General features: G+C 69.9%; 19 protein-coding genes and 2 pseudogenes. 7 read left to right on the forward strand and 14 right to left on the reverse strand.

The window, feature by feature from the left end:
* Positions 1-648 precede the first annotated feature (648 nt).
* From JJJ15_RS10280 to JJJ15_RS10290, 3 genes are all read left to right on the forward strand, one after another.
* A complete protein-coding gene (locus JJJ15_RS10280; protein WP_200510670.1) occupies positions 649-1,140 on the forward strand; it encodes a hypothetical protein in 492 nt (163 codons plus the stop codon).
* Positions 1,141-1,636: 496 nt separating this feature from the next.
* On the forward strand, positions 1,637-1,948 hold the full coding sequence (locus tag JJJ15_RS10285; protein WP_246742027.1) for a WXG100 family type VII secretion target: 312 nt from the start codon (positions 1,637-1,639) through the stop codon (positions 1,946-1,948).
* Positions 1,949-1,973: 25 nt separating this feature from the next.
* Entirely contained in the window at positions 1,974-2,258 is a 285-nt protein-coding gene (locus JJJ15_RS10290) for a WXG100 family type VII secretion target (protein WP_106108572.1), read from the forward strand.
* Between the two features lie 138 nt (positions 2,259-2,396).
* On the opposite strand, the gene JJJ15_RS10295 is transcribed toward JJJ15_RS10290, so the two are convergent.
* Entirely contained in the window at positions 2,397-4,244 is a 1,848-nt protein-coding gene (locus JJJ15_RS10295) for an FHA domain-containing protein (RefSeq protein ID WP_200510672.1), read from the reverse strand.
* On the reverse strand, positions 4,241-5,581 hold the full coding sequence (locus JJJ15_RS10300) for a hypothetical protein (RefSeq protein ID WP_200510673.1): 1,341 nt from the start codon (positions 5,579-5,581) through the stop codon (positions 4,241-4,243). The genes JJJ15_RS10295 and JJJ15_RS10300 overlap by 4 nt, the downstream gene beginning before the upstream one ends.
* A 157-nt stretch (positions 5,582-5,738) precedes the next feature.
* On the opposite strand from JJJ15_RS10300, the gene eccCa reads away from it, so the two are divergent.
* Positions 5,739-9,773: a type VII secretion protein EccCa gene (gene eccCa, locus JJJ15_RS10305; protein WP_106108576.1), complete on the forward strand. Its 4,035-nt coding sequence runs from the start codon at positions 5,739-5,741 to the stop codon at positions 9,771-9,773.
* A gap of 35 nt (positions 9,774-9,808) precedes the next feature.
* On the opposite strand, the gene JJJ15_RS10310 is transcribed toward eccCa, so the two are convergent.
* The 5 genes from JJJ15_RS10310 to JJJ15_RS10335 all read right to left on the reverse strand — a co-directional run bounded on the left by JJJ15_RS10310 (position 9,809) and on the right by JJJ15_RS10335 (position 15,667).
* Positions 9,809-11,260: a hypothetical protein gene (locus JJJ15_RS10310; RefSeq protein WP_200510674.1), complete on the reverse strand. Its 1,452-nt coding sequence runs from the start codon at positions 11,258-11,260 to the stop codon at positions 9,809-9,811.
* A 123-nt stretch (positions 11,261-11,383) separates the two neighbouring features.
* Complete coding sequence (locus JJJ15_RS10315; RefSeq protein WP_200510675.1) at positions 11,384-11,872, reverse strand: hypothetical protein; 489 nt, start codon at positions 11,870-11,872, stop codon at positions 11,384-11,386.
* Between the two features lie 298 nt (positions 11,873-12,170).
* Positions 12,171-12,521: a hypothetical protein gene (locus JJJ15_RS10320; protein WP_200510676.1), complete on the reverse strand. Its 351-nt coding sequence runs from the start codon at positions 12,519-12,521 to the stop codon at positions 12,171-12,173.
* A gap of 1,047 nt (positions 12,522-13,568) precedes the next feature.
* Positions 13,569-15,104 carry an alpha/beta hydrolase gene (locus tag JJJ15_RS10330; RefSeq protein WP_200510678.1) on the reverse strand — a complete coding sequence of 512 codons (1,536 nt, stop codon included), beginning with the start codon at positions 15,102-15,104 and terminating at the stop codon, positions 13,569-13,571.
* A 185-nt stretch (positions 15,105-15,289) separates the two neighbouring features.
* Positions 15,290-15,667 carry a hypothetical protein gene (locus JJJ15_RS10335; RefSeq protein WP_200510679.1) on the reverse strand — a complete coding sequence of 126 codons (378 nt, stop codon included), beginning with the start codon at positions 15,665-15,667 and terminating at the stop codon, positions 15,290-15,292.
* Between the two features lie 212 nt (positions 15,668-15,879).
* Here JJJ15_RS10335 and JJJ15_RS10340 point away from each other — a divergent pair, with 212 nt between their 5' ends.
* Positions 15,880-16,743 (forward strand): protein phosphatase 2C domain-containing protein, encoded by an 864-nt coding sequence (locus JJJ15_RS10340; protein WP_106108584.1) that lies wholly within the window; start codon positions 15,880-15,882, stop codon positions 16,741-16,743.
* Between the two features lie 1,622 nt (positions 16,744-18,365).
* Positions 18,366-18,746: pseudogene (locus JJJ15_RS10345) on the forward strand (FHA domain-containing protein); the annotation flags it as partial.
* A 95-nt stretch (positions 18,747-18,841) separates the two neighbouring features.
* Here JJJ15_RS10345 and JJJ15_RS10350 read toward each other — a convergent pair.
* Positions 18,842-19,186 carry a hypothetical protein gene (locus tag JJJ15_RS10350; RefSeq protein ID WP_200510680.1) on the reverse strand — a complete coding sequence of 115 codons (345 nt, stop codon included), beginning with the start codon at positions 19,184-19,186 and terminating at the stop codon, positions 18,842-18,844.
* Positions 19,187-19,562: 376 nt separating this feature from the next.
* Between JJJ15_RS10350 and JJJ15_RS10355 the strand changes: the two are divergent.
* A pseudogene (locus JJJ15_RS10355) lies at positions 19,563-20,021 on the forward strand (ribonuclease H); the annotation flags it as partial.
* A 438-nt stretch (positions 20,022-20,459) separates the two neighbouring features.
* Here the strand turns inward: JJJ15_RS10355 and JJJ15_RS10360 are convergent.
* The 6 genes from JJJ15_RS10360 to JJJ15_RS10385 form a co-directional block, all read right to left on the reverse strand.
* On the reverse strand, positions 20,460-21,128 hold the full coding sequence (locus tag JJJ15_RS10360; RefSeq protein WP_246742028.1) for a response regulator transcription factor: 669 nt from the start codon (positions 21,126-21,128) through the stop codon (positions 20,460-20,462).
* Positions 21,125-22,801, reverse strand: a complete 1,677-nt coding sequence (locus JJJ15_RS10365) for a histidine kinase (protein WP_200510682.1) — start codon at positions 22,799-22,801, stop codon at positions 21,125-21,127. The genes JJJ15_RS10360 and JJJ15_RS10365 overlap by 4 nt, the downstream gene beginning before the upstream one ends.
* Complete coding sequence (locus tag JJJ15_RS10370; RefSeq protein WP_174714732.1) at positions 22,798-23,433, reverse strand: ABC transporter permease; 636 nt, start codon at positions 23,431-23,433, stop codon at positions 22,798-22,800. The genes JJJ15_RS10365 and JJJ15_RS10370 overlap by 4 nt, the downstream gene beginning before the upstream one ends.
* Positions 23,434-23,627: 194 nt before the next feature.
* Positions 23,628-24,404: an ABC transporter permease gene (locus tag JJJ15_RS10375; RefSeq protein ID WP_200510683.1), complete on the reverse strand. Its 777-nt coding sequence runs from the start codon at positions 24,402-24,404 to the stop codon at positions 23,628-23,630.
* Positions 24,401-25,336 (reverse strand): ABC transporter ATP-binding protein, encoded by a 936-nt coding sequence (locus tag JJJ15_RS10380; RefSeq protein WP_200512041.1) that lies wholly within the window; start codon positions 25,334-25,336, stop codon positions 24,401-24,403. The genes JJJ15_RS10375 and JJJ15_RS10380 overlap by 4 nt, the downstream gene beginning before the upstream one ends.
* Before the next feature lie 324 nt (positions 25,337-25,660).
* Positions 25,661-26,845: an acetate kinase gene (locus JJJ15_RS10385; RefSeq protein WP_200510684.1), complete on the reverse strand. Its 1,185-nt coding sequence runs from the start codon at positions 26,843-26,845 to the stop codon at positions 25,661-25,663.
* Positions 26,846-26,852 lie beyond the last annotated feature (7 nt).

Consider the following 26,852-nt stretch of genomic DNA (forward strand, 5'->3'; position numbering starts at 1 on the left):
CGCCGGCGCGTCGGCCTCGCTCGCGCCAGCATGGCCGGAGGGCACCTTGTTCCCTGCATTCGGATCTTGTCCTGTTTGCTTGCGCCGTAAGGGGTCAAGGAATTGCGGAATGCTTCTCTCGCGGTATCTGAGATCGTTCGTAGGCACAGCGCGGACAGGACTAGGGGGCGGGCGCGTCCTCCTGGCGGTGCTGGTGCGGGTGGAGGTGGTGTGCTATTGTCTGGCACGTGGGAGCAAAAGGTGATGCCAGCGCGTCGTCACCGGTGAGGAGGAGAATCTCATGGGGGATAGGGGTGCGCCGTACGTCCTCGTGAGGGCGAGGTCGGAGGCGGCGCCGCTCCCGGCTGAGAGGATACCGGTTGGTGTGGTAGCGCGTCTCGCGGGCCGCGAGTCCTGTGCGGTGTGTACGCAGGCGCGCGAGTGGCAGGGAGGGGCGCCGTCCTCGATTCGCACCGGGCGCGTCGGTAACCTGGGCGCCTCGAGGTCGGGTGGGGCACAGGGGGAGGATGTGCTCGTCTCAGGACCACCCTCGGAGAACGGCTCGTTCTACGGGTCCCTGGGGCGTGCCGGACCCGGGTGTCTGGAGAGAGTCTGAGGCGGAGCGCTCGAGCGATTAGGTATTGTTGTGTTCACGCTATAGGTGCTGCCGTGCTGGACCGTCTTGCGCCACGGCTGACGCAGGAGAGGATAAGGTGTTTAAGGATTATGTACGCGTACTCCCTCTTCTTTATAATGTTAATATATGGACTCTTTTCCGTCGTCATTCTGATCAATGTGATTGGAAGTGTCGGGAAAACGCTGTGTTTGATGCTGGAACGTATGCACTTCCGGAATGCCTATGGCCTGTCCGTGCAGCGGATGCTGGCAGAGAGTCCCATTGACCGTACCGAGGTCAGACGGCTGGCTGCTCCCCGGGACCGACGTGCTCAGGTAAAGGCGGCTAAGTACGTGACGACCTGGGATCCCGTTCCATTCGACATCGCTATGCAGTTCGTTTTCCTGCTCTGCGCCCAGCCGCCCTTGTCCCCGTACCCGAACGCTCAGGGCCCCGGCGCGCCTCACCCGGGCACGCCTCAGGATGCCTTCCAGTACCCTGACCCCGGGCGCGAAGAGGGTCCGGCTTGGCCGCGGTCTGACTGAACTCCGCCAGACCCTGACCTCGGGCGTGAAAGGACTGTACGTGCACCGTCCCTTGAGGACCGCGTACCAGGACGCCTGCCTCCGGGCGCGAAGAGGATCCGTTTCAGCAATGAAGGCGGATCTGTCGATAGGACGCCCTTATAAGTGACACCTTATGGTTCGGGAAAACTTATCGACAGCACTGCTCTGAGCTGGTTCAGTGGCATGGGCGGCACGTATGTCAGGGCCTGTAGGTGGTGGCAATCGGAACGTCGCCTGAGGGCCCGGTGGATCCGCTGCCTCCGCAGGTCCTGAGCCTGACCGGGTGCGAGAGGGCCTGAGCGGGTGCGAGAGGGCCTGAGCGGGTGCGAGAGGGGCTCACCGGGCCTCTCGTAGCTCGGTCGTCCTGGTGAAATACTCTGGACACGGCGTCATTCCTTGACTAACCTGGTGGCATCAGCCGGACGCACCTACCCCAGGCGTCGTTCGTACCCCACCCCACCCTATGGAGGACAGTATGGCAGGCATGGTTTCTGCTGCTGAGGGCGCCATTCTCAGGGGCGCCAACACCGTCGCCACCACCCGACAGGAGCTCGACGGACGCATCAAGCAGGTCGAGAGCCAGATTCTCGCAATCGGTTCCAACTGGCAGGGCTCCGCCGCGGTGGCCTTCCAGGCCCTCATGGTCCGTTGGAACGAGGACACCCGCAAGGTCAACAACGCACTCATCCAGTTCGAGGAGAACCTGCGTAGGACCCAGCAGGACTACGACGCCACGGACCAGGACCAGGAGGCCATCTTCAACAAGCTCGCGAGCCGGCTCCGCTGACACCTCACGCAAGGAGAGAAACAAAATGGACCTCAAGGTCAACTACGCCAGCCTCAGCACCGCCTCGACCGACCTGAGCGACGGCGCCAACGGCATCCAGTCCACCCTCGACTCCATGGACGCCGACCTCCGTCAGCTTCAGACCAACTGGGACGGTGAGGCCCAGCAGGCCTACCTTACCGCCAAGCAGCAGTGGACCGAGGGCATGGACGATATGCGTCAGGTGCTCCTCCAGATCAGCCAGCTGGTTGATCAGGCCAACCAGTCCTACAGCTCTACGGACCAGGCCAACGCCGCACGCTTCCAGTGATCCCGGGGCTGTTATTCGGCCCGTGCGAGTCTCAGACCGGACGCCGTCCCGCCTAGGTGGGGCGGCGTCCTCATGTGGGCCGCTGACCCGGGGCGGTCAGAACTACTCTTTTACTAACGGGCCGCGTGAAGCCGCTACTTACTGATTCCGCGGCAGGTCCGTGGTAATCGTCAGCCTGCGTTCGCCCAGAAGGAGGACGGTGCCGAACGGGACCTCAACCCGCTCACCACGAGGAAGGAAATAGCTCGCCCCGTCGCGCATGCGTACGTGGGTGCCGTTGGCTGAGAAGGCGTCCTCCACCCAGACCCCGTGCTTACTGCACCCCACACGCAGGTGAGTGCGGGACAGGGAGCGGGTGGGGTCACTGAGGGTCACCAGACGCTGACCCGGCTCAGAGGTCGACGGTGCCCGCCCCAGGACCAGGACCGTGCCGTCAACAGGAAGACGTTCACCGGAGTCCACCACGAGGTAGGGGATCGGGCCCGCCTGGGTGGGTGCCTGAGCCGGAGGCCGGTGGGCCTGGTCCGCGTCAGGCTCCTCCCGGGGCTCCTGGGCCGCCAGGGGTGCTGCTGCGGGGGAAGACCCTGAGATGGGGGCGGGCGCCGGGTCGAGGGGAGGCGCCGGGTCGGGGGAGGGCTCCCGGGTCGGGGGAGGATCCTGCGGGCTGGGGGCGCTGTGCTCCTGATCGTGGAGTGGGGCCTGCTCCGGCTCGAGGGCGACGTCGTGGTCAGCGGGAACGTCGGCGTCATCGTCAGGAGTCTGCGCGAGGTCAGGGGCGTCGTCCGGTGTGCCGGACGCCGGTGGGGCCTGCTCCGGCTCGGAGGGGGCGTCGTCGGGTGTGCCGGGCGCTGGTGCAGCGGGGGAGGCCGAGGAGGGTGCGCTCACGAGGGGGAGCGGCTGGAGCACCGGCGTCGGCTGCTCGACCGGTTCCGGTAGGGACGGTGCCACCGGGGCCAGCTGCGGTGGCCTCACGGGACCAGGCTGCCGCGCCGCGGGAGCAGGTGGTGTCTCCGCAGGCAGCTGGGCCGCCGGGTCCTGCGGTGCGGGAGCAGCGGGAGGCACGTCCGGCTCCGGCCCTACGACTGGTGCCGGCCCCACGGTTGGCGCTGGCTCTTCATCCGGTACCGGCTCGGGGGACGCTGCTGCCTCAGGACGGGTGGGCGGGGCTGGCGGAGTCGGTGAGAGGGGCTGGGGTACTGGCGAGGGCAGCCCGCCCGGGGTGGGGGACAGCGGCACGACAGGCTCGGGCAGGAAGGGGCGCGCCGCGGGATCCGGGCGCGACGCCGCGGGACCCGGATGGGACGGCGCCACCGGGGCCGTCCTGGGGCTCGCCCAGTCAGGCTCCGGACCCGGTCCCACCTGACCTGGTCCTGTCGGGAAGCCCACCTGACCTGGCCCGGTCTGCTCAGGTCCTGCCCGCCCGGGCCCCAGCCCCGCCAGACCGCCTTCACCTACCGGGCTACCAAGGCCCACCAAGCTGCCAGGCCCCACCGGGCGCCCGGGGTGTGAAGGCCCCTGCCAGGCCAGGGCGGGGGAGGCCTGGGGCTCGGGAACGCCCTGGGAGGTGGGGATATTGACCAGGACCTCCTGGGGCGTGGGGTCGTGGCGCTCACGCAGGTCGACCGCACCCGTCCCCAGCAGCCGGTCCACCCAGTCCCGGCCGTCCCGGCTCAGGGCCACCGTGACCACCGGACCCAGGACCGTCAGCCCCAGGGCCACGAGCAGGGCCTGCCTGGCGAGCGCGGGCCACAGGCCCGGGGCCGTCTGCGTCCCCGCCCGCACCATCGCGGTCCGGGTCGCCAGGGCCCCGGGGGAGCGCCCCGTCACCGCCCGGACCAGGGTGAGCACCGCCAGCGCCTCCACCGCGGTCATGGCCGCCAGCACCTGGGAGTCCAGTAGCGCCCAGCCCACCAGTCCCGCTGCCAGCAGTACCAGGGCGTCCACCAGCAGGGCCAGGAGCCGTGACGTGGCTGAGGCCGGGCTCACGAGGCCACCCGCCGGATGAGGTCGAACAGGCCAGCGGCCACTACCGCTGAGGGCAGCACCACCAGCACGCAGAAGGACTCCAGCAGGTCGGCCACCCGCCCCACCAGGGCCGAGGCCTCGCCCCGGGTGACCAGCAGGCAGCCGCCCACCACCACCAGCCCGGTGGCCAGCAGGACGACGGCGAGCCCCTGGGCGTCCAGCACCCTGGTGACGGCGGGCGAGCGGGAGGCGGCGAGCAGGAGGGCCAGGGCGCTGGCCCGCGGCAGGATCCGTGAGCACCTCTCCCGACGGTTGCGGGGGAACACCGCCATGGCCAGTGTCGCGGTCGCCATGAGGGCGATCGCGCAGCGTCCCGGCCAGGTGGACGTCTCCATGAGCGAGGCGGTCGCCGGGGCGCTGACGCAGGCCAGGAGGCAGAAGACCGTCAGGAGGGTGTCGGCACGCAGGGACGCCTCCCTCAGGGTCCGGTTGACGCGCGGGGCGGTGATCCGTGACGGGGCCCTGACCTCGGGGGCGCGGACGGTCGTGGCGGAGGTGGTGACCAGGGGCAGGTCCAGCAGCTGGGTGTCAGGCACCTTGAGGGCCAGGGCGGGCACGCTCACGCAGGCCAGGACGGCCAGGGCCAGGGCCACCGGCGCCAGGTCCCTCAGCGGGGTGCCCGTCCAGGACAGGGCCAGGGTCAGGGCCGTCACCGCTCCCCACACGGCTGCCAGGGTGCTGGCCACCACGTCACCGCCCAGGAGCCACAGCAGGAGGCAGCCGGTCAGGGCCCCTACGGCCCCTACCGGTGCCAGCAGGGAGGGGGCCAGCGACGAGGCCGGGGTGATCAGGCCCGTGGCAGCCGCACCGAGCAGCAGGCTCAGGACCATGAGGAGCCAGGGGGTCCGCCGGGCCCTCGAGGTGCGCATGAGCGCCAGGATCCCGCCCGCCGTGAGCGCGGCCGCTCCCAGGCGCACCCGGGCTGGCGGCTGCCACACTCCTCTCAGGGGCATGACCACTGTCAGGGCCTCGGCCAGTCCCAGGAGGCCCAGGAGCACGGTCAGGACCAGGACGGGCCGGAACCAGGCGTCCCGGCTCTGACGGGCCGCCGAGCGCTGGGCGCTGGGGGAGGACTCGCGGGAGTCGTTGACGCTCAGGACGACGCCGGAGGGCAGGTCGGCGCCGATGACGCTGCCGGGGTCGGCCGGGACGCCGTCGGAGCGGGTGAGCACGACCCCGTCGGTCAGGTCGATCCTGAGCATGGCCATGAGGCCGGCCACGGTGGTGCCTGACGGTACGGAGACGTCCTGGCGTCCCGTGGTGCCCAGGACGGTGGCGCAGGCCAGAGGTACGGCCATGGGACCTCCGTCCGGTCAGGGAGTAGGAGCAGGGTGGGCTCGCCCTGGGCTGGGTCGGCCGGGGGCTCGCGCTGGTAACGCTAGTATGACTCACCCCGCCCTGCTGACGCTAGGATCACACTGTCGGAGCGCCGTGCCCGTGGACCAGGAGGATGCGATGACAGCCCAACCCGCCCAGAGTGACCCTGCTGGGAAGCCCGAGCTCCCGACCGGGCAGATTCCCCTGACCACCCCGCCTGACCGGGCCGAGCCCGCTGGGGTGGGCAATATCCTGGTCACCGTCATCCCCATGATGGGGTCCATGGGGGTCATGGTCTTTATGGCCATGTCCCAGGGGCAGAACACGCGCATGCTGCTCATGGCCGGGGTCATGGTGGTGGCCATGGTGACCATGGTCGGCTTCAACGTCTACCGGCAGGTCAGTACCCACCACCGCACCGTCGGCAACCTGCGCCGGGAGTACCTGGGCCAGCTGGCGCAGGTACGTGAGACGGTACGGGAGGTGGCCTCCCGCCAGCGCGCCTTCACCAGCTGGTACCTGCCGGACCCGGACGCCCTGGTGCTCATTGCCCAGGACGGCAGGCGGCTGTGGGAGCGGGAGGCCAGCGCGCCCGACCTCCTCAACGTGCGCATGGGCTCCTCCTCCCAGGAGCTGTCCATGGAGCTGGTGAAGCCTGAGCTGCCTGCCCTGGCCAACCCGGACGTGGTCTGCCACTCCGCCATGAGCCGGTTCCTGGCCACCCACTCCAGCCTGGACGACGTGCCCTGCGGCGTCATGCTCAATGAGTTCGGCCTGGTCGAGGTGTGCGGTGAGCCGGACGCCGCCCGGGCCCAGGTACGCGCCATGGTCTGCCACCTGGCCACCTTCGTGTCCCCCGCCCTGCTGCGGGTGGCGGTGCTGTGCGCCCAGGAGCACCGCAGCCAGTGGGAGTGGGTCAAGTGGCTGCCGCACGCCCGGTCCACACAGGTCAGTGACGCCCTGGGCGGGGCCCGCATGGTGACCACGGATCCGGTGGAGCTCGCCGACCTGCTGGGGGAGGACGTCACCACCCGGCCGCCGTTCCAGGTCCGTGACGCCATGACGCCCTGGCCGCACGCCCTGCTGGTGGTCGACGGCGTGGCCCTGCCAGCTGGTACCCGCCTGGGCTCCTCCGAGGGCACGGCCGGGGTGAGCGTGGTGCGCCTCATGACCTCCTGGGGGCCGCTGACCTCCCCGACCACCGTGCGCCTGCTTATGCGCCCCGGCGCCCGGACGGACCAGGGCACCATGGAGGTCGTCTTCAGGGACCGCAAGCCGTCCCTGGCGGTACCCGATGTCGTGGGGGTCGCCCAGGCCGAGGCCGTGGCCCGGCGCATGGCGCCCTGGAGCGAGGAGGAGCGCCCCGACTCCCAGGCCCCGGAGGGCCAGTCCGACCCCAAGCGCTCCGTGGACCTCATGGAGCTGCTGAACATCGGTGATATCCGCGATTTCGACCCGCAGGTCCAGTGGAGGCGGCGGGAGGGGCGCGACCGCCTGCGCGTCCCCTTCGGCGTGACCCCGGAGGGCGCCCCGGTGCTCCTGGACATTAAGGAGTCCGCGCAGATGGGGATGGGGCCCCACGGCCTGCTCATCGGGGCCACCGGCTCGGGCAAGTCGGAGGTGCTGCGCACCCTGGTGCTGGCCATGGCCCTGACCCACCCCCCGGAGCAGCTCAACTTCGTCCTGGTGGACTTCAAGGGCGGGGCCACCTTCGCGGGCATGGCCGACCTGCCGCACGTCTCGGCCATGATCTCCAACCTGGAGTCCGAGCTGGGCCTGGTGGACCGTATGCAGGAGGCCCTGCGCGGGGAGATGGTGCGCCGTCAGGAGCTGCTGCGCCAGGCAGGCAACTACGCCAACGTCTCGGACTACGAGGCGGACCGGCTGGCGGGGCGCCACTCCCTCCCCCCAATGCCTGCCCTGTTCATTATCCTGGACGAGTTCTCCGAGCTGCTGAGCGCCAAGCCGGAGTTCGCTGACCTCTTTGTGGCGATCGGACGCCTGGGGCGCTCCATGTCCATCCACCTCCTGCTGGCCTCCCAGCGCCTGGAGCAGGGGCGCCTGAAGGGACTGGACTCCCACCTGTCCTACCGGATCGGCCTGCGGACCTTCTCCGCCCCGGAGTCCCGTGACGTCCTGGGGGTGCCGGACGCCTACGAGCTGCCGGCGTTCCCCGGCGTGGGCTACCTCAAGCCGGGTACGGACCAGCTGATCCGCTTCCGGGCCTCCTACGTGGCGACTCCCCCGCCGGCCCGCCGGGTGGTCAGCCGGGTGGGGGCAGGTGCCCCGACGGCGGCGATCAAGGTCCTGCCCTTTACCACCACGCCGGTGCTGGAGCTGGAGAGCCCCCCGGCCCCCAGCCAGGAGGAGCCCAGTGCGGTCCCGGTGGTGGCGGGGGACGAGCGCTGGGAGGGCATGACCGAGATCGATATCGCGGTAGCCCGCATGCGAGGTCAGGGCACGCCCGCGCACCAGGTGTGGCTGCCGCCCCTGGAGGTGCCCGACACCATGGACTCCCTCATGCCGGACCTGGCGCTGGTCCCCCGCCTGGGCCTGGTCTCCATGTCCTGGCGTGAGCGGGGGCGCCTGCGGGTGCCGCTGGGTGTGGTGGACCTGCCGCTGGAGCAGAGGCGGGAGGCGCTGGAGGTGGACCTGTCCGGGGCCAACGGCCACGTGGCCGTGGTCGGAGGCCCGCTGACGGGCAAGTCGACGGCGCTGCGCAGCCTGGTCATGGCGCTGAGCCTGACCCACACCCCGCAGGAGGTGCAGTTCTACATTATGGACTTCGGGGGCGGGACCTTCACGGCCTTTGACGGCGCCGCCCACGTGGCGGGCGTGGCCACCCGGGACCGTGTCGACATGGTCAACCGGATGCTCGCGGAGATCGAGGGGATCTTAACGGACCGGGAGCGCTACTTCCGGGCTAACCGGATCGACTCGATCGCCACCTACCGCCAGGGCCGGGCCCAGGGGCGGTTCGACGACGGCTACGGGGACGTCTTCCTGGTGGTGGACGGTTGGGGCAGCCTCAGGGCCGATCTTGACGACGTGGACATGCGTATCCAGAAGATGATGGCGCGGGCCCTGACCTACGGGGTGCACCTGGTGGTCAGCACCCAGCGGTGGAATGACATGCGCCAGCAGATCCAGGACATTGTGAGTACCCGGCTGGAGATGCACCTGGGGGACGCCGGCGAGTCCTGCTTCGGTCGCAAGGTGGCGGAGGCGGTCCCGCAGGAGCGCCCGGGACGGGGCGTGGGAGCGGGCGGGCACCAGATCCTCGTGGCCCTGCCGCGTGCCGACGGCGACCACGACCCGGACACCCTGGGGCAGGGCGTCCGGACCACCCTGGAGCGTATAGCGCAGGCTGCCCCGGCCGGTCTCGGGCCCAGGCTGCGGCTGCTGCCCGAGCGGGTCACCCTGGAGGAGGTCGCCGCCCTGCCCGGCGTGGACCGCCGGGCCCGGGGTCCCCAGGCGCCGATCCTGCTGGGGGTGGAGGAGTCCCGCCTGGGGCCGCTGGTCATGTGGCCGCGCACCGAGCCCTTTATGTACCTCTTCGGTGACTCCAAGTCGGGTAAGACGACCTTCCTGCGCTCGGTGGCCAGGGAGATTACGCGCCTGTGCACGCCCCGGGAGGCCCAGATCTTCGTGGTGGACGTGCGTCGTACGCTGCTGGGGGAGATCCCTGAGGAGTACCTGGCGGGTTACCTGACCACACGCGAGGCCGCCCAGGATCAGATCGGTGGCCTGACGGGTATCTTCAAGGAGCGTATGCCGGGGGACCAGGTGACGAGCGAGCAGCTGCGCCACCGCTCCTGGTGGACGGGACCAGAGGTGTGGATCCTGGTGGACGACTACGACCTGGTGGCCGCGTCCCCGGGTAGCAGCCCGCTGCTGCCCCTGCAGCCGTTCATGGCCCAGGCCCGGGACGTCGGCCTGCACGTCCTGGTGACCCGGCGTATGGGTGGGGCCTCGCGGGCCGCCTACGAGCCGATCCTCCAGGCCATGACCGAGCTGGGGGCCACCGGGATCCTGCTGTCAGGCAGCCCTGACGAGGGCGTGGTCGTCGGTCGGGTCCGCCCGGTGCGCTCAGCGCCGGGCCGGGCCCAGGTGGTCTCCCGGGACCTGGGGCTGGTCATGGCCCAGCTGGCCTGGACCCCTCCGCGGTCCTGAAACGCTTCAGGAGCTGCTGCCGGTGGCCGGGGCCTTCACCACCGGTCGTCCTCCTGGGTCTCAATGGGCTGCAGGTCGTTGAGGCTGCCAGCGCCCTGCGCCTGCCCGTCTACCATCTCGGGGGCGGCGTCCTGCGGGCGCAGGATGTGGCCCTTGCGCTTCCTCTGACGCTTCTTGTCGTCCTTCTTGGTGTCCTGCCCGGTGTGGCCCGCTGCTCCCTTGCCCTTGGAGCCCGCTGTCTTGCCGGAGTCCGTACTCGCCGGGGCTCCGCCCATGAGGGGAGGCACCATCCCCGTTGTTCCTCCCCGAGCGGCCGCCGTGGACGAGGGTGACAGGATGCCCCCGCCGGGGACCCGGGAGAACAGGCCTCCTGCTCCTGTGGCGGACAGGCCGGCCAGGCCGCTCATACCGCTGCGGGCCACGGCGGCGACAGCCCCCGCGCCGATGACGCCGCCCGCCATGGCCAGGTCACCGGCGCTAGTACGGCCGCCGAGGGCCTGACCGAGGAAGCCGGTACGCCAGGCGGGGTCAAAGACGTTGTCCACCGGCGGAGGCAGGTGCCCGCCGACTGGGCCGTCGGAGGTCATACGCTGGTTAACAGGCGTGTGCAGCAGATCCAGTCCCTTGAGCTGCTCGGGGTCTGTAATGGGGTTGCTGCGGCTGCCCGGCTCACCAGGTGCAGGGAAGACCCAGTCACGCATGCTGGTCTCCGGGGTACGGTTGCTCAGGATCGCCCCGCCCAGGGCGGGAGGTGGTGACGTGACCGAGCCCGCCAGGTCCGGGGCGGGCACCGTGCCTCCTGCGCCGCCAGGACCGCCCAGGCCCCCGGGGGAACGGGAACCGCCGGTGTAGGCGGCCCCGTAGCCGGTGTCTGGGCTTCCCCAGGGAGAGTCCCCGGAGGGAGGCGTCAGAAGGTTGGTCGCCTCCGTGGTCATGGTGCTGTTCATGGTGTCGAGGTACTCCTTGGCAAGCCTCTCACGCTCGGCCGACTGCTGCAGAATCAACCCGCACTCGTAGGCTGCGGCTCCTACGATTAATCCCGCAACGACGACCGTACTGAAACCACCGTCTCCGCTAGTGTTGCTGGTGGTGTTAGTGCCGCTAGTCGTGCTGGTATTTCCAGTATCGTTGCCGGTAATAGTATTGCAGTACTCGTTGATGGCACTGTCGGTGGGTAGGGCCTGGGCCTGCACGGCGGCCGTCTTCATTGCCGCGCGGGCGGTGGCGTAGTGGCTCCGGGCGGTCTCCAGGTTCGTCTTGTGCTCCCGGATGCGGCGGATGTAGTCGTTTACCCAGGCGGAGACGGCGACCTCCAGGGGGCCGCCGATAGCAGGGTTGTCAGAGTTCTTCATTGAGTCGAGGATCGCCTGGGCCTTAGTGGCGCACTCCTCAAGAGCATTCAGGGCCGACGTCGCCGCGTCGTTGTCGGCGGAGTCGTCGTAGTTGCTGGGGTCGATAACGGCCATGAGCCGGGAGTAGCTGCTCATACTTCTTGCTTTCTGGGTAAACCTGCGGAGATGGCTTGTAAAGGGAGCGTCAATGTTGTGTGCTCCTGTGGAGCGCTGACCCAGCGGGATCTAGGGTCCGTGTGAGATGCTTGAGTGAGTGCGCTAGTCAGTCGGCTCGGTCGTTTCTATCTCGCCTGGCAGCCCCATGCGAGCCTGTGGGGCGTACAGCGGGCTCTCCGGGGCGTTCATTGGAATGTCGTTCGGGTCGCTATAGTGGATTGACGTGATTATGCGAGGCGGGTTAAGGAGCCTGTTGTCCGACGTGAGCTGCGTGTAGATGGAGCGAAGTTGCTCAACAATGTCCTCTTCGTGGGTGTCGAAGGAGCTTGCAGTCTTGGCCAGAGCGACAGAGAAATCGTCCAGCTCCTTCTGGAGAATGGTCAGGGTGTTCTTCAGGCTGGAAAGGTAGGAGTGGTACTTGCTTCGAAAGTCGGTCGGTCCTGACTCGCTGCCCCACTTACCTTGGGAGAGCTGGTTAATGCTCAGGGTGTCAACATTGGTCTTGGCGTTCTCGGCCTCGGGCACCGCCTCTGTCCTGAAGCGCCCACTGGCGGTGGCGACCTCGTCTGTGTCGATGCTTGTGTCACTCATGGGAACCTCGGCTCGGGGGATAGAGGGGTGAGATGCGTCTTATTGTAGCGTGGGAGTACGCTCCTGAGAAGAGGTTCGGTCTCTCAAAGCGCCCGATCTTGTCGTGGCGTCTCGGCGTATGGTGTTTGCGCAGGTCAGAGCGAGTTTGTGTGATGGTTGCGAGCAGGTGTCGGCGTGTCGTGGCGGGTCTGGACCGGTGGTTGAGCCAACCCAGTTTGTACCTTCGTTTGTACCTTTATCATCTTCCTGCTCTGTGGGCATGAGGTGAGGTGTGGGTCCTCGCTGTCTTCCGGCCAGGTCAGCCAGGGCTAGACGTGAGACCAGGGGCGGGCATGACTGGTGCTGGTGTGGTGGTGGGTGGCCTGTAGCGGGGGATGTCTGTCTCCCACTGGGGCCTGGTGCGGGTTGTGCGCGGGTCGGTCCCATCCCGGCTGGGACGGCACCCGGAGGTGGCGTAGAGGGCCACGCCCCTGTCCCCGTTCAGCCCGAAGTCAACGAAGCCGCCGTTGGTCTCGTCGTGGAGGAACACGCTGTCCTCGTCGTCGTTAGTGATGGTGGTCAGGCCGACCTCGGCGAACATCTCCTTGGCCAGCGCCTTGGCCCACGCCCCGTCAACCGGCATTTCAAAAGCTACAATAGCAGTGGTCATCTCGTAACCACCTCGACAAGACACGATAATGGAGGGGACTCTGACCACGGCCGGGCCGCTGTTGGCCTTTACGATGGTCACGTACTCGCCCATTCTGGTCTCCACCACCTCCTGGTAGGCTTGGATACTCTGACGCTCCTTGAACGGGGCAGACCCGTCCCACCACAGGTGCCGCTCGTCATCGTTACCCGACCTCGCGCACGAGACAGTAGCAACCAAGGCCACCACTATTACCAGGGCCGCCAGGCAGCCACGGACCCGCCTCACTGGTACACCCCCGCCGCGACCCTGGCCATGTCCTCAAGAGCAGGGGGCATCGTAGGCAGGATACGAACCGATGCCGGGGTGATGGTGGGTGTGTGGTTCATAGGTGCTGGCCTCGTTCTGAGTGGAAATCCAGGTGCGGGGACTAAGCCGTTGGTCAGCCTGGACTCGATGATGTGATAGGTGCGGATGGCGGTGCTGGCCTGGGTTGTGGCGTGGGTGTGTGTGAAGGGCGTTGGTAGAGGGGGAGGCTGGCCTCCCACTCCGGTGGGGTGCGAGTAGTGCGCGGGTCGGTCCCATCCCGACTGGGACGGCAACCCGAGACCCCGCTAATGGTTACGCTACCGTCCATGCTTATTATAAGGTCGATATCCCCGCCGTTGATCTTGTCGTGGAAGAAGGCGCTGTCCTCGTCGTCGCCGGTAATGGTGTCCAGGCCTATGGTGGGGAACAGGCGTCCGGCCAGCTCCCTGGCCCGCGAGTACTCCACCGGAAGCTCAAAAGTAATAGAAGCGGTGTACAACTCATAACCTCCACCTTTGCATGGGCTCAGTTCCGAGGGACTAATAAGTGACGTACCTCCGCTGCTGGGGGCGAGTTCTGCCACGAACTCACCCAGCCTGGCCTCCACCACCTCCTGGTACTCCTGGATACTCTGACGCTCCTTGAACGGGGCAGACCCGTCCCACCACAGGCGCCGCTCGTCATCTGACCTCGCGCACGAGACAGTAGCAACCAGGGCCACCACTATTGCCAGGGCCGACAGGCAGTCACGGACCCGCCTCACCGGTACACCCCCACCGCGACCCTGGCCATGTCCTCAAGAGCCTCAGATCCCTCGTTCATGTACGTGCCGTGACGCCCGGTGGGGCTGAACATCCAGCCGCAACCATCCGGCTCCGGCACGTCACCCGAGATATGGGTGACACCGTCAAGATCCATCGGGTCAACACCGAAGTCCTCGTCCGTCCCCATCCCCTGGACAATGTCGTGACTGTCCACCGCCGAGGCGTAGACGTGCCCCGGAGGCAGGTTGTACTCACGCACATCGTGCACTCCTGCACCCGGTGACCCGAACAGGACCAGGTCATCGATCACCCCGGCCCGCACGTGGTCGGCGGCGAAGCCCGCCGTGGTTGACCCGTAGGAGTGCCCCAACACCGTCTGATGGGGCTCACTGGCCCCCGACACCGCCCGCGAGGCGTTAATACCCTCAACAAAGGAACTCAGCCTCTCAGCACCGTCCCTCGCCAGGTCGACCTCAGCGACATCTCCCCAACCGGGCTCAAGGAACCCGGGCGGGGCGTCATAACCAAGCCAGGCAATAGTCGCGGAGGTGTCATTCTTGCCATAAACTTCCATGCGTTTTTTGAGACGCTGAACATTACCCGTGTACTCATCCAGCTTGTCTGCGGGGTTGGTTCCCATGCCGGGCACGAAGGTGGCTACATGATCCGCGGTGTCCACGTCACCAATAGCAACAGCCGCGCGCACCCGCTTAGGTCCTGAGATGTCCAGGACCAGCAGCGAGCGATCGGGATGGGCAGTGAGATTATCTTGGATCTTCTGGAGGTCATCGAGCTTGTTCTTGGCCTTCTCCATCTGCTCCTCTTCCGGATATTTCTGATCAATATTTTTCCTCAGCAACTCGTCGCGATCTTTAACGAATTTGTCGTACTCTGCTTGGGCCGCGGCGAGCTCTACCGAGAGCCGGTTGAGGTTGGCCTGGCTGCGTGAGGCCATGTCGATGCCGTCGAGGTTGCCGATCCACTCGGGGTGCTCGGTGATTATGGCCTGCTTCTCTGCCTGGGTCAGGGACGCCCACCAGAACGCGACCTGGGTGGGCGACCACCCCGCCTGGGGCTGGTTGGGCAGGCCCGGGCTGTGGGTGGTGCTGGTCTCTACGCACGTGTAGGTCCCGTTGGTCAGGGCGTCCAGGCGCTTCCCGTAGGCCTCGTCCACCTCCACCGCCCGCGCCAGCGCCTTGGTCACGAGGCTCTTCAGCTCGTTGGCGTCCCTCTCGGTCAGCGCGGCATGACAGGCGTCCCCCGACGGACCGCGGGAGTCGGTCAGGTCCCCCATGGTCACGTCCCTCTTGGGATAGTCCACGCTGCCGTCGGCATTCAGGGTCAGCTCAGGATGGGTCTGGGCGTACTGGGTGCACTCCAGCACCAGGGTCTGCACGTCACCCACCCCGTCAGCGGCCTCGACCGTGGCCATCATGAGCTCACTGACCTCGTTGACCAGCCGCGTGTGCTTCTTGGTCAGCCCCCGCAGCACCTCCCGGGCCTGGGTCACCGTCAGCCCCCGGGACAGCACCGCCCGCTCCGCCGCCTCAGCGTCCTGACAGGTAGTCAGCAGAGTCGTACGCAGACTACGCAGAGACGACCCCGCACTCGTCAACGCAGACGGATTCCATCTCTGAATATCACTCCACGTCACCATAATTTGTTCCTATCGTCATGAGATCTGAGCGTCTACCGTGTACGTCAATTACGCCCTGCTCATTCCAGGCGGGCTCTTATGGCGAGGAAGGCGGCCGCCTGGCGCTCGGCATCCGTCTGGGGGCGCTCGCCATCCAGCAGGCCCGCGGACTCCAGGCTTGTCTTGGCCTGCTCCTCGCTGGCCCAGTGGGCGTCCGCAGCGGTCTTGACGTCCGTGCTGAAGTCCTTGTACCGCCTCTTGAGGTCGCGGCGCTGGTCGTCCAACGTGGTGACCGCGCTGCTGATCTTGCTGCTGGCGCTGGACGAGCCCGGCATGGACGACTCCGCGTTGCCTACGGCGGCAAAGACGCCGTGGGCGTCCGTCACGTCGGCGTACACGGCGTATATGGACGTGGACAGCTTCTCCAGGTCTCCTTCAATGATCTCAAGGTCAGCCATCGGTCTCAGGCCTCCAGGTAGGGATGGGGTGACGGGGACAACTTCGATGTTACTAATGCCACCACCTTCGTGCAAGAGGATGTCGTACCTGCCGCCGCGGAGCGTGGTCCTGGGACCTTCTTCCTACTCTCCCGCAGGTCCGGTCCAACAGACCATGGCAGACTCGTTCCTGGCTGCCGCGCCACACTGACCGCCCGCACCTAGGAGGGGCCATGGACCTGTCACGACTCGGCCCAATACTCCGTACGCGCTGGGGCGCCGCCACGGACACCGGCCCCGTACGCCCCCAAAACGAGGACTGCTGGCTGGCTGAGCCCCCGCTCCACGCCGTCGCCGACGGCATGGGAGGGCACACCGACGGCGCCCTGGCCTCCTCCACCGCCCTGCGCACCCTGGCCGCCGGCCTGCGGCCCGACGTCCTACCAGGTCGTCGCCCTGACCTGGTAGACCTGGACCGTGCTATCGCCGCTGCCGCCGTCGCCGTCGCCGCCCTGGCCACGCCCGAGGCCCCCTGGACCGCCCCCGGCACCACCCTCACCGGCGTGCTTCCCCTGGAGGGTGCGGACAACCCCCACTGGATCGTCTTCAATATCGGGGACTCCCGTACCTACCTGGTGGCCGGCGGCCAGGTCCGCCAGCTCACCCGCGACCACTCCGCCCGCCAGGAGATCCGGGACCACGGTGTCCTGGCCAGCCCCCTGCCACCCACCAACGTGGTCACCCGTGCCCTGGGTGCGGGGATGCGGGGCCTGCCCGAGGCCGACTACGGCAGGGTGCCGTTGTGCGAGCAGGACCAGATCGTCCTATGCTCCGACGGTGTTCACGCCGTCCTCACCCCTCGCCAGCTGGGGCAGGCCGTCATGAAGGCCCCCGACCCGCAGACAGCCGCCAACACCCTGGTGGACCTCGCGATCACCCACGGCACCCGGGACAACGCCACGGCAGTGGTCATCCAGGTGACCGCCGCCAGCGGGGACGAGGACGTACCACGGGCCGCCCACGCGCGTCGGCTCCTTTCCATCCGCCCCGCACCCATGAAGACGGCCCGCAGGCCACAGGAAGAGAGGGGGCACTGATGCTCCAGCTAGGCAGGTACTCCTACCGAGGTAAAGGTGCCGTCCTGGTCACCGGCCCCTGCGGGGCGGCCCTGGTCCCGCTGGCCTGGACCGGCTCCGCCGAGGAGGCCATGACCGGCCGGGTCCAGGTAGGGGTGTGGGCTAGGGACATAGCCTCCGCCCGCGCCGACGCCTTTATCCTGGACCTCGCTGGCCCCCAGGTCATTGTCAGCCTCATCGGGTCGGCCCGCATCAAGGCCGGGCGCCTGGGGCACGCCGAGCCTGAGGAGTGGTCGCCCCCCGTGTGGGGCAAGCCCATCGACCCCGGGGAGTGGGAGTACCTCGACGTCACCCTCGGGGACACCCAGGACGGTGCCTGGCGCCTCCTGGACGACGACGCCGTCCTGGCCGGGCAGGTGCGGGTCGGCCGGCCCCTGCACGAGATGGTCCAGGCCTGGGGCGCCGACCACACCCCGGCGCCGCTGGACGTGCTAGCCGCCCCCCCGGGCGCGTCCCCGGCCGCGGCCGACGCGCCGGGTCAGGGGGCGCCCGTGCCGCCCCTGACCTCCACGCCACCCCTGACCTCCACCCCGCCCGTGCCGGTGGAGGACGCCCAGCCCCTGGCGGGCTCACCGGGCTCCGCGTCCTCGCTCCCGGTCCTCGGCGCCCCCGCGGGGGCCGCGGCGACCATGGCGCCCCCACCGCCCTCGCCCGCGCAGGTGGCCGGCTCCTCCCCGGCGGCCCCGGGCCCCGCCACCATGGTCATGGACTCCACGCTGCTGGCCTCGGCGACCCCCCTGCCCCAGACCACGGTCATAACCGACCTGGGCGCGGCGCTGGAGGCCGACCGGGCGGCGCCCCCACCGACGTCGTCCGCCCCCTCCCCAGCGCCACCCCCGGCGCCCTCCTCATCGGTGCCGGACCAGCCAGCACCCTCCTCACCCCCGGCCGCGCCCTCGCCGGTGGTCGCGCAGGTCGCGATACCGGAACGGGTCTCCATGCTGGAACGGCTCTCGGCCGACCGGGCCGCCGGACTGGGCCGTTTCTCAGCCTCCCGGCGCGGGCGGGCGGCCTCCCGGCGCGCCGCCTCCAGGCACTCCACACCCTCGGACCCCGCTCCCGCCCCCCAACAGGTGCCGGAGCCCGGACCAGGTACCGGAGCGGGCACCCCCGCGTCGGGCACCCCGCCGCTGGGCACCCCGGTGCCGGGGCATGCGCTCACGCCGGGGCAGGCCGGAGCGGGGGACCCGGCCGCGCAGCGGTCCGCGGCACCCGAGCTGGCCCCCGCTCCCGAGGCCCCCGAGCCGGTCCCCACGCAGGCCCCGGCGTCGCCCACCGCCCCCGACCAGGCGGCAGGGTCCGGCGCCCCTGAGCCCGCCCCCCGGCGACGTCGCCGTGGACGCCACCTGTGGGCCCCCAGCGCGGAGGAGCAGGCGGCCGCCTCCCGTCCGGACCCGGTACCGACCCGGGCGGTCCCCTCCGCGACGCCGTTCTCACCAGCTGCCTCGGACAGGACGGCGGCCCCGGGCTCCTTCGCCTTCTCCGAGCAGGCCGGTACCTCCGCGGAGAACCCCGAGCGCTACGAGGCCACCATGACCCCCGCCATGCTCGCCCAGCTGCACGAGACGCAGGGGGACAACGGCGCCACCGTCATGCGCCACACCCCGAACCTGCCGGCCATGCCCACCGGGTTCCTCATCTACGCCGGGTCCGCCCCCATCGAGGTCGTCCGCGACGTCGTCATCGGGCGCGACCCCGACGCGCGGGCGCTCACCGGCCGCCCCCAGGCGACCGTGCTCCGCGTCCCGAGCCCCGCCGTGGAGATCTCACGGTCCCACTGCGCCGTCATGACCACGGCACCCGGTATCTGGTCGCTCATGGACCTCGGCTCGGCCAACGGCACCATCCTGCGTCACCCCGACGGCACCCGGGACGAGGTGCCGCCCATGCTCACCATGGCCCTGTCCGACGGCGACCGGATCGACCTGGGCGAGGGCGTCACCGTGGAGTTCCGCCTCCGCTGAGCCCTGCCCACCGGTGCCGGGCCCACCGGTTGAGCCCTGTCTACCGGTGCCGGGCCCACCCGGCGGGGACCAGGGCCCCGCGCCGGGGACGGTCCTTACCTGCGCTCCTTCTTGCCCCGGGGCTTGACCAGGTAGGCGGCGGCCACTCCCGGGCCGAGCACCATCGCGGGGTAGCACACGATGAGCAGGACGGGAACGTCCAGGACCAGGAGGAGCAGGAGTATCTCGGAGACCGACGCCACCAGGCAGCAGATCGTCACGTGGATGAGCGCCAGGTGGCGGTCGGGGAGCCCGTTCCGGTTGCGCAGCATGATCAGCCCGGCTGCCGCGATGAAGCCTGCTCGTACCGGCTCCGGGATAACGAAAGCCGCCCACGAACCAACCATGACCTTCACCAAGGCCAGGAAGTACGCGCTGACAATCTGGAAAACGGTCGTCACTATAGCGGTGGTGCAAAAGTGCGGAGAGAACATGGGACCTTCTTTCGGGATGACCACCAGGCACGGTGGGGGAGGTCCGCCTTGGTAGGGGATCGCACCAGGGGCTGTTGTACACCAGGATAACGGCGGGAGACGGGATCGTGGGGATCATTAGCGATAACGGACCGGGGTGTGGCGCGGTCCCGGAGCCCGGCGCGCGGTCCCGGAGCCCGGCCCACAGCCTCGGCGCGCTGGGAGCCAGTGGCGCCACGTGGGTGGAGCCGCCCGGGGCGAGGGCGCGGCCTCAGCACACCGGGAGCCAGTACCCTCAACCATTCCTGGGCCGGCAGCAAGGGCGTGCAGCCTCGGCGCACCGGGAGCCAGTAGGGTGCGGGGTATGACGATCACTGCTGCGGCGGACGGATCCGCCCTGGGCAACCCCGGGCCCGCCGGATGGGCCTGGTACGTGGACGACTCCTGCTGGGCCGCCGGGGGCTGGCCGGAGTCCACGAACAACCGCGGTGAGCTCACCGCCGTCCTGGAGCTGCTGCGGGCCACGGCGCGTTCCGGCCAGGGGGAGGAGCTCCTCATCCAGTGCGACTCCCAGTACGTCATTAACTCCCTGACCAAGTGGCGCCACGGCTGGAAGAGGCGCGGCTGGCGCAAGGCCGACGGCAGGCCCGTCCTCAACGACGACCTCATGCGTGAGCTCGACGCCGCCCTCACCGGGCGGGCCGTGCGCTTTGAGTGGGTGCGCGGGCACGTGGGCCACCCCATGAACGAGGCCGCCGACTCCCGCGCCCGGGCGGCCGCCACCGCCTACCAGCAGGGTAGGGCCGTGCCCGCCGGGCCGGGGTGGACCCGGGGGCCATCGGGCACAGGGGACCAGGGCGTCGCCCCCTCTGCCCCGGGAGCCGGGACTATTGGGACGGCCAGTCCTGCTGGGGCGGCTGGTCCCGTTGGGGTGGCCGGTCCTGTCGGGGCGGCCAGTCCTGCTGGTCCTGCCGGGGCCGCCGGGCAGGCTGGGGTGGCCGAGGTCGTCCCCGGTGCTACTGCCGCCCGTAGGGCCCGTCTGCGCCAGAAGGGCGGCACCCTGTTCTAAGGGGCCGGGCGCGGGCGGGTGTACCGGTGGAACTGGACCCGCGCCGGTGGTCGGGCGCGGGCAGGCCGGTCCGCCCGCCAGCGGCTACCTGTCAGCAGGGCCCGTTCTCACGACGAACAAGTACCGTTCTCACGAGAAACAAGTACCGTTCTCACGGCGAATAAGTACCGTTCTCGCGAGGGGTGGGCGCGCTTACCAGGCGTCACGCATGAGGATGACGAGCTGGACCCGGTCGCGCAGGCCGAGCCGGGCCAGGATGCGGGTGACGTTCTTCTTGACCGAGTCCGGCGCGATGACCAGCTGCTGGGCGATCTCGGCGTTCGTCAGCCCCTGGGCCACGAGCTCGGCCACCTCGCGCTCACGCTGGCTCAGGTGCCTCAGGCGCTGGCGCGCCGCCCGCTGGGCCGGGGTGGCCGGGGGCCGCAGCATGTGCCGGTTGAGCAGCTCGCGGGTCACCCGTGGGGTCAGGACGGCGTCCCCTGAGGCCACCGCCCGCAGCGCCTGGTGGAGATCGGCGGTACGGGTGTCCTTGAGCAGGAAACCCGACGCCCCGGCGGACAGCGCCCCGAAGGCGAACTCGTCCTGGTCGTAGGTGGTCAGCACCAGCGTCCTGACCACGGGGTGGCGGCGGGTGATGACCGCGGTGGCGTCGACCCCGTTGAGGACCGGCATGCGTACGTCCATGAGGACCACGTCCGGCAGCGCCTGGCGGGCCCTGGCGCGGGCCTCCAGCTGGTCGACGGCGTCCTGGCCGTTGACGGCCTGCGCGACCACACGCAGGTCCCCGGCCCGGTTGATCATGAGCGTCAGGCCCATCCGGGCGGCCTTCTGGTCGTCGACGACCATGACGGTGACGCTCATACGTCCTCCTGGTGGCTGACCGGGGCGGGGCCGGTGCGTGCCGGTGGCCGCGCCCTCCAGCGGGGGACGAGCGGCTGCGGTGGGCCAGGCAGGTGCCCGTGGACCGACCGCGTCTCCCATCGGGGGACGACCGCCTGCAGCCTCCAGCCGTCCGGTACGGGCCCGGCGCTCAGGGTACCCCCGTGCTCGGCGACGAGGGCGCGCAGGTGCGCCAGGCCGTGCCCGGTGCCGGTGGCCGCCGCAGGGGCTCCCGGTCCTGTACCCTGCCCGACGCCTGACGCCGGTTCGCGGGGGAGGCCCACCCCCGGTCCCTGGGGGGCCGGGGTGAGCCACCTGGTGCCCTCGCCCGCCCTCGCACCGTCCTGCGCCCCGGGTGCGGCCGGGTGAGCACAGGCCGTACCGTCCTCGTCCCCTGTCCCCTTCCCATCTAGCACGTCCGCCCCCGGAGCGCCTCCGGCCGGGCAGCCGTCGTCGGACACGGTGAGCACGGTGGCCTGCGGGCCGTGGTCCAGGGCCAGGACCACCCTGGTGGCGCCGGTGGCGTGACGCATGACATTGGTCAGGGCCTCGCGTGAGAGCGTGAAGACGAGCCCGCCGAGCCCGGGGTCCTCCGGACGCCGTCCGGTCTCGGCCAGGAGGACGCTCAGGCCGGTGCCGCGCACGGTGGTCAGCAGGGTGTCTATCCGCCCCCACCCGCGCGGGTCGGCGACCTCCTCACCGGGTGCCTCCTCCCGGGCGGTGGGGGCGGGCATCCCACCGCCGAGGCCGGGCCCCGCTTTGTGCGGCACCCCGCCACCGGGTACTCCTCCACCAGCCCGCCCCCACCGGCCTGCCCCGGGGGCGGGCTGGCGGGGGACGCCGTCGGGCGCTCCGCCACCGCCGTCGCACCCCGGGGGCGGTGCCAGGGAGGCGACCGCACTGCGGGTGTCTGCCAGGCCCTCACGGGCCAGTGAGTTGATCATGTCGACGGCCTCGTTGACCATGGCGTCGTCGCTGGCGTCGCGCAGCCCCTCCGACAGGGCGATAATCGCGGTGAGCGCGTGCCCCACCGAGTCGTGGAGCTCGCCGGCCACGCGCGCCTGGCGGCGGGCGGTGTCGCGCTGGGCGGCCAGGCGGTGCCCGGCGGCCTGGGCGGCCAGGCGGGCGTCGGACAGCTCCAGGGCCCGTCGGCGGGCGCGCAGGAGCAGGGCCACGGCGGCCACCACCACCAGGATGAGGAACTTGGAGAGGATCCTCGTCTGGGGCGGCAGGTCGGAGTCAACCAGGGGGTCGGGCCCGCAGGCGCCGAGCACGGCGAGCCCGAGCCCGACCACCCGCTGGAGCGTGCCTGACAGGGAGACCAGGGCGTACACCGAGACCAGGAGCGGGGCGAACATGCCGGCCTGCAGGCCCGGCGGACCCGTGACCGCCATGGCGACGGAGGTCAGGGCCGTCACGGCCAGCGGCCACCGACGTCGTGCCACCAGGCTGAGGACAATGAGCACGTTGACCGCCACCCACAGGCCGGTACCACCTGGTAGGGCGGGCTGGAGGAACCACAGCCGCAGCCAGATGACCAGCTGGTAGAGGCCCACCGCACCCGCTCCGATCCACAGGCCGTCAGTGGAGGTGTGCCAGGCGGCACTGACCTGGTCGAAGAAGGTGCGGTGGGCCGACGGCGGGTCAGCCGTCACGACCTGCGCCTGACGCCGGCGCGCAGGGCCAGGGCCAGGATCCCCACCCAGGCCAGGCAGACGACGCTGGCGGTGAGCACGGAGCCCGGGGAGGCGATGTCACGAGGGGAGTAGCTGGAGCAGGCCAGGGTCAGCAGCCCCATCGGGTCGATGGCGGCCAGGGCGGGTGCGGCCAGGCTCAGCGCCAGGCCGGTGACGGTGATGAGGAACACCGTGGTCATCATAGCGGCGAAGGACTCCAGGACCACGCCCAGCCACATGACCAGGACCTCGATAGCCCACACCGCCAGGGTGACCGGCACGACCCGGGGCAGGTAGCGGGCCAGGTCGGCGGCGTCGAAACCCAGGAGCAGGCCCGTTGCCGTGATCTCACCGACCAGGATGAGGGCGGTGAACAGGGCTGCCTGGAGGGCGTGGAGCAGCTTGCCGACCACCATGACGCCCTCCAGACGGTTGGCGGCCATCCGCTGCCAGTTGCGCCCCGCGTGCTCCCCGGAGGCCGCCTGGGCGGTGAAGGCGGCCACGGCCAGGGGCAGGAACAGCATGGACAGCATGAGCGTGGACTGGGCCCACACGACCTCCCAGGTCGCCTCCTGGGCCTCGAACGCGTCCTGGTAGTCGCGGTACTGCATGTAGCCTATGAGCGCTCCCAGTGAGCACAGGACAACGGTGAGTGGCCAGTACCACCTGTTAGGTGCCTTACGCCTCTCCCAGTACCAGGCGGCACGTACGGAGGGCCTTCGGGCCGCGGCGGGGCCGCCTGGGCGGGGTGCGGGCCCTGCGGCGCTCCTGGCGGTGGGGTACGCGGTAGTCGAGGTGACGGCGCTCATCGGCGGTTCTCCTTGCGGGCGACGGCGAGGTAGGCGACGGCGGTCCAGGCAGCGGCGGTGAGTAGCGCCAGGGAGGCGGTCAGCCAGGGGTGGGGGGACATGGCCATGTCCCCAGTCAGGGGGAACGTGGTCTGGGAGGCCAGGGTGTCAACAGGGTCTGCCGCGGCGCCCAGCCCCCAGGGCGTGAACCAGCCCAGGTACCCCAGGCGCAGGTAGGGCAGGGCGGAGCAGGTCAGCCCGCCTAGGCAGGCGGCCACCACCCCCACCGCCTGCCTGCTCACGCAGGTGGACAGGGCGATCTGCGTGGCCGAGACGGCGATAGCCGAGCCCAGCAGGAGGAGGACGACCGGTCCCAGGGAGGCGTGGTAGGACGGTGTCACCGACAGGCCCATGACCGAGGCGTTCACGACGGCGAACCCGATAACGGCCCCCTCCGCCAGCACCACGGTCAGGCCGACCACCACCAGCTTGCCCCAGAAACGGGTGGTGGCGTGCTGCCCCAGGGCGGTCATCATCTGCCCCATCCGCGCCTCGGTGTCCACCGTCACCAGGCGTGAGGCCAGGATGGCCACCACGACGGGCCCGAACAGGGTAATGAGCTGGAACGCCTCGTGGAGGTTCATGACGGCGACCTTGGCGGAGTCGGGCCCCCTGCCGGCCCTGGTGGCCGCCAGCCCCGAGGACCACAGGACCAGGAGCACGCTGGCGCCCGCGGCCATGAGCCAGTAGTGCTTGCGCCGGATCTTGCGCACCTCCAGGAGCAGCGTGCTCATCGTGCCCTCCCTCCGACACCCGGGGCGGTGCGGGCGTGAGCCGCGTGGGTGGGCTCGGTGAGCTCCAGGAAGGCCTGCTCCAGGGTCCTGCGCACGGTCTGGATCCGGTAGACGGTGGTGCCGCCGGTGACGATGCACGTGATCAGGTGGCCCACGACGTCGTCGGGCAGCATGGGGGTGCGCACGACGCCGTGGACCACCTGGTGCCGGATGCCCTGGGAGGCCAGCAGGGCGTGGACGGCGTCGGGGTCGGAGACGGTGATGTCGATGACGCCCTCCTCCTGGAGCCCGGACAGCGGGCCCTGGTAGCACAGGCGCCCGGCGCAGATAATGCCGACCGTGTCCGCCATCTGCTCGATCTCGGACAGGATGTGGGAGGAGACGATGACGGTCACCCCCTCCTGGCGGGCCAGGTCCATCACGAGGTGGCGGATCTCGGCCACCCCGGCGGGGTCCAGGCCGTTGGTCGGCTCGTCAAGGAGCATGAGCGGGGGGTCGGCCAGGAGCGCCATGGCCAGGCCCAGGCGCTGCTTCATGCCCAGGGAGTACTGCCTGACGAGCTTGGAGCCCTGGTCGGCCAGGTCCACCGTGGCCAGGGCGTGGTCCACCCGTGAGGCGGGCAGGGACAGGTAGGAGGCGACCATGGCCAGGTTCTCCCTGCCCGTCAGGCTGGGGTAGTAGGAGGGGCCCTCAATGAGGGAGCCGATGGTCCCTGGTGCCAGCGGGGTGCGCGGGCCCACCGGGTGGCCTAGGACGCTCATGGTCCCCGAGGTCGGCCGGGTCAGTCCCAGCAGCAGCTTCATGGTGGTGGACTTGCCGGCGCCGTTGGGCCCCAGGAAGCCGTAGATCCCGCCGGCGGGGACCCTCAGGCTCACGGCGTCCACGGCGTTGACGCCGTTGTAGGTCTTGGTCAGCGCGTCGGTGGCCACCACCAGGTCGTCCACCGGGGCGGGGGAGGTGCCGGGTGCTGGGAAGACGCTGGGTGCTGGGGAGTCGCCGCGGCTCCGGGCCGAGGCGGGGCCGGTGGCCGCTGCGGGGCCGCCGACCGCACCGGTCGGCCGGATCCAGGTCGGCGGTGCGGACGGGGCGGGCCTGGACGGCGGGGCTTGTCGGTTAGCTGGTGAGGTGGTCAGTGTGATGCCCATGTCCCTATGCAAGCCCCCGGGTGGTGGCGCCCGCGCCCCCGTGGCCCGGTCTGTCCCCCGTGGGGGACAGACCCGGCCGCTCCTGTCACCCGTGGGTGACAGCCCGGTGGCTCAGACGAGGGTCATGGCCTGGCGGGCGATCTCCAGCTCCTCGTTGGTCGGGTAGACCGTCACCACGATCGAGGACTCGGGCGTGGAGATGGTGCTGGGCCCCTCCACGCGGGTGGCGTTGCGCTCCTCGTCGATCCGCACCCCCAGGTAGGCCAGGCGGTGGCACAGCTCGGCGCGCACCCGTGCGTCGTTCTCCCCGATTCCGGCGGTGAAGGTCAGCGCGTCCAGGCCCCCCATGACCGCGGTGTAGGCGCCCACGTACTTGACCAGGCGGTGGACGTAGACGTCGATGGCGTCGCGGGCGTCCTGGTCCCCGGCGTCAATGAGCTTCCACACCTCGCGCATGTCCTGCTGGCCGGTCAGGCCCTTCATACCGGACTCCCGGTTGAACAGGTGGTCGATCTCGTCAATGGACATGCCGGCCACGCGCACCAGGTGGAACACGGCCGCGGGGTCGATGTCCCCGGTGCGCCCGCCCATGACCAGGCCCTCCAGGGGGGTCAGGCCCATGGAGGTCTCCACGGCGTGACCGTCCACGACGGCGGACACCGAGGCTCCGTTGCCCAGGTGCAGCACGATCTGCTTGAGGTCGTCACGCCCCAGACGCCGGGCGATCTCCTTGGAGACGAACTGGTGGGAGGTGCCGTGCGCGCCGTAGCGGCGGATGGAGTAGCGGTCCGCCACCTCACGGTTGAGGCCGTAGCGGGCCGCCTCCTCGGGCAGGTCCTGGAAGAAGGCCGTGTCGAAGACGGCCACCTGCGGCAGGTCGGGCATGAGCCTGCGGGCCACCGCGATGCCCTTGAGGTGGGCGGGGTTGTGCAGCGGCCCCAGGGGCACCAGCTGCTCAATGAGCTCCACCACCGAGTCGTCAATGAGGGCCGGGCCCGAGAAGTGGCTCCCGCCCTGGACCACCCGGTGGCCCACCGCCACCACGTTGGCCTCCTTGAGGCTGGGGCCCTCCTGGTCGAACAGCCGCAGGACCTCGGCCAGGCCGAAGCCGTGGTCGGGCACGGGCTCGTCAATGACGGTCCTGGCCCCGTCGTGCTTGTGGATGATGGCGCCCACGGCGTCGCCAATACGCTCCACCAGCCCCGAGGCCAGGGAGTCCCCGGAGTCGGGGTCAATGAGCTGGTACTTAATGGAGGAGGATCCGGAGTTAATGACGAGGACGGTCCGGGTGGACATGCAAGGG

This window comes from Actinomyces sp. HMT897 (genome assembly GCF_016626125.1).
Lineage (GTDB): Bacteria > Actinomycetota > Actinomycetes > Actinomycetales > Actinomycetaceae > Actinomyces.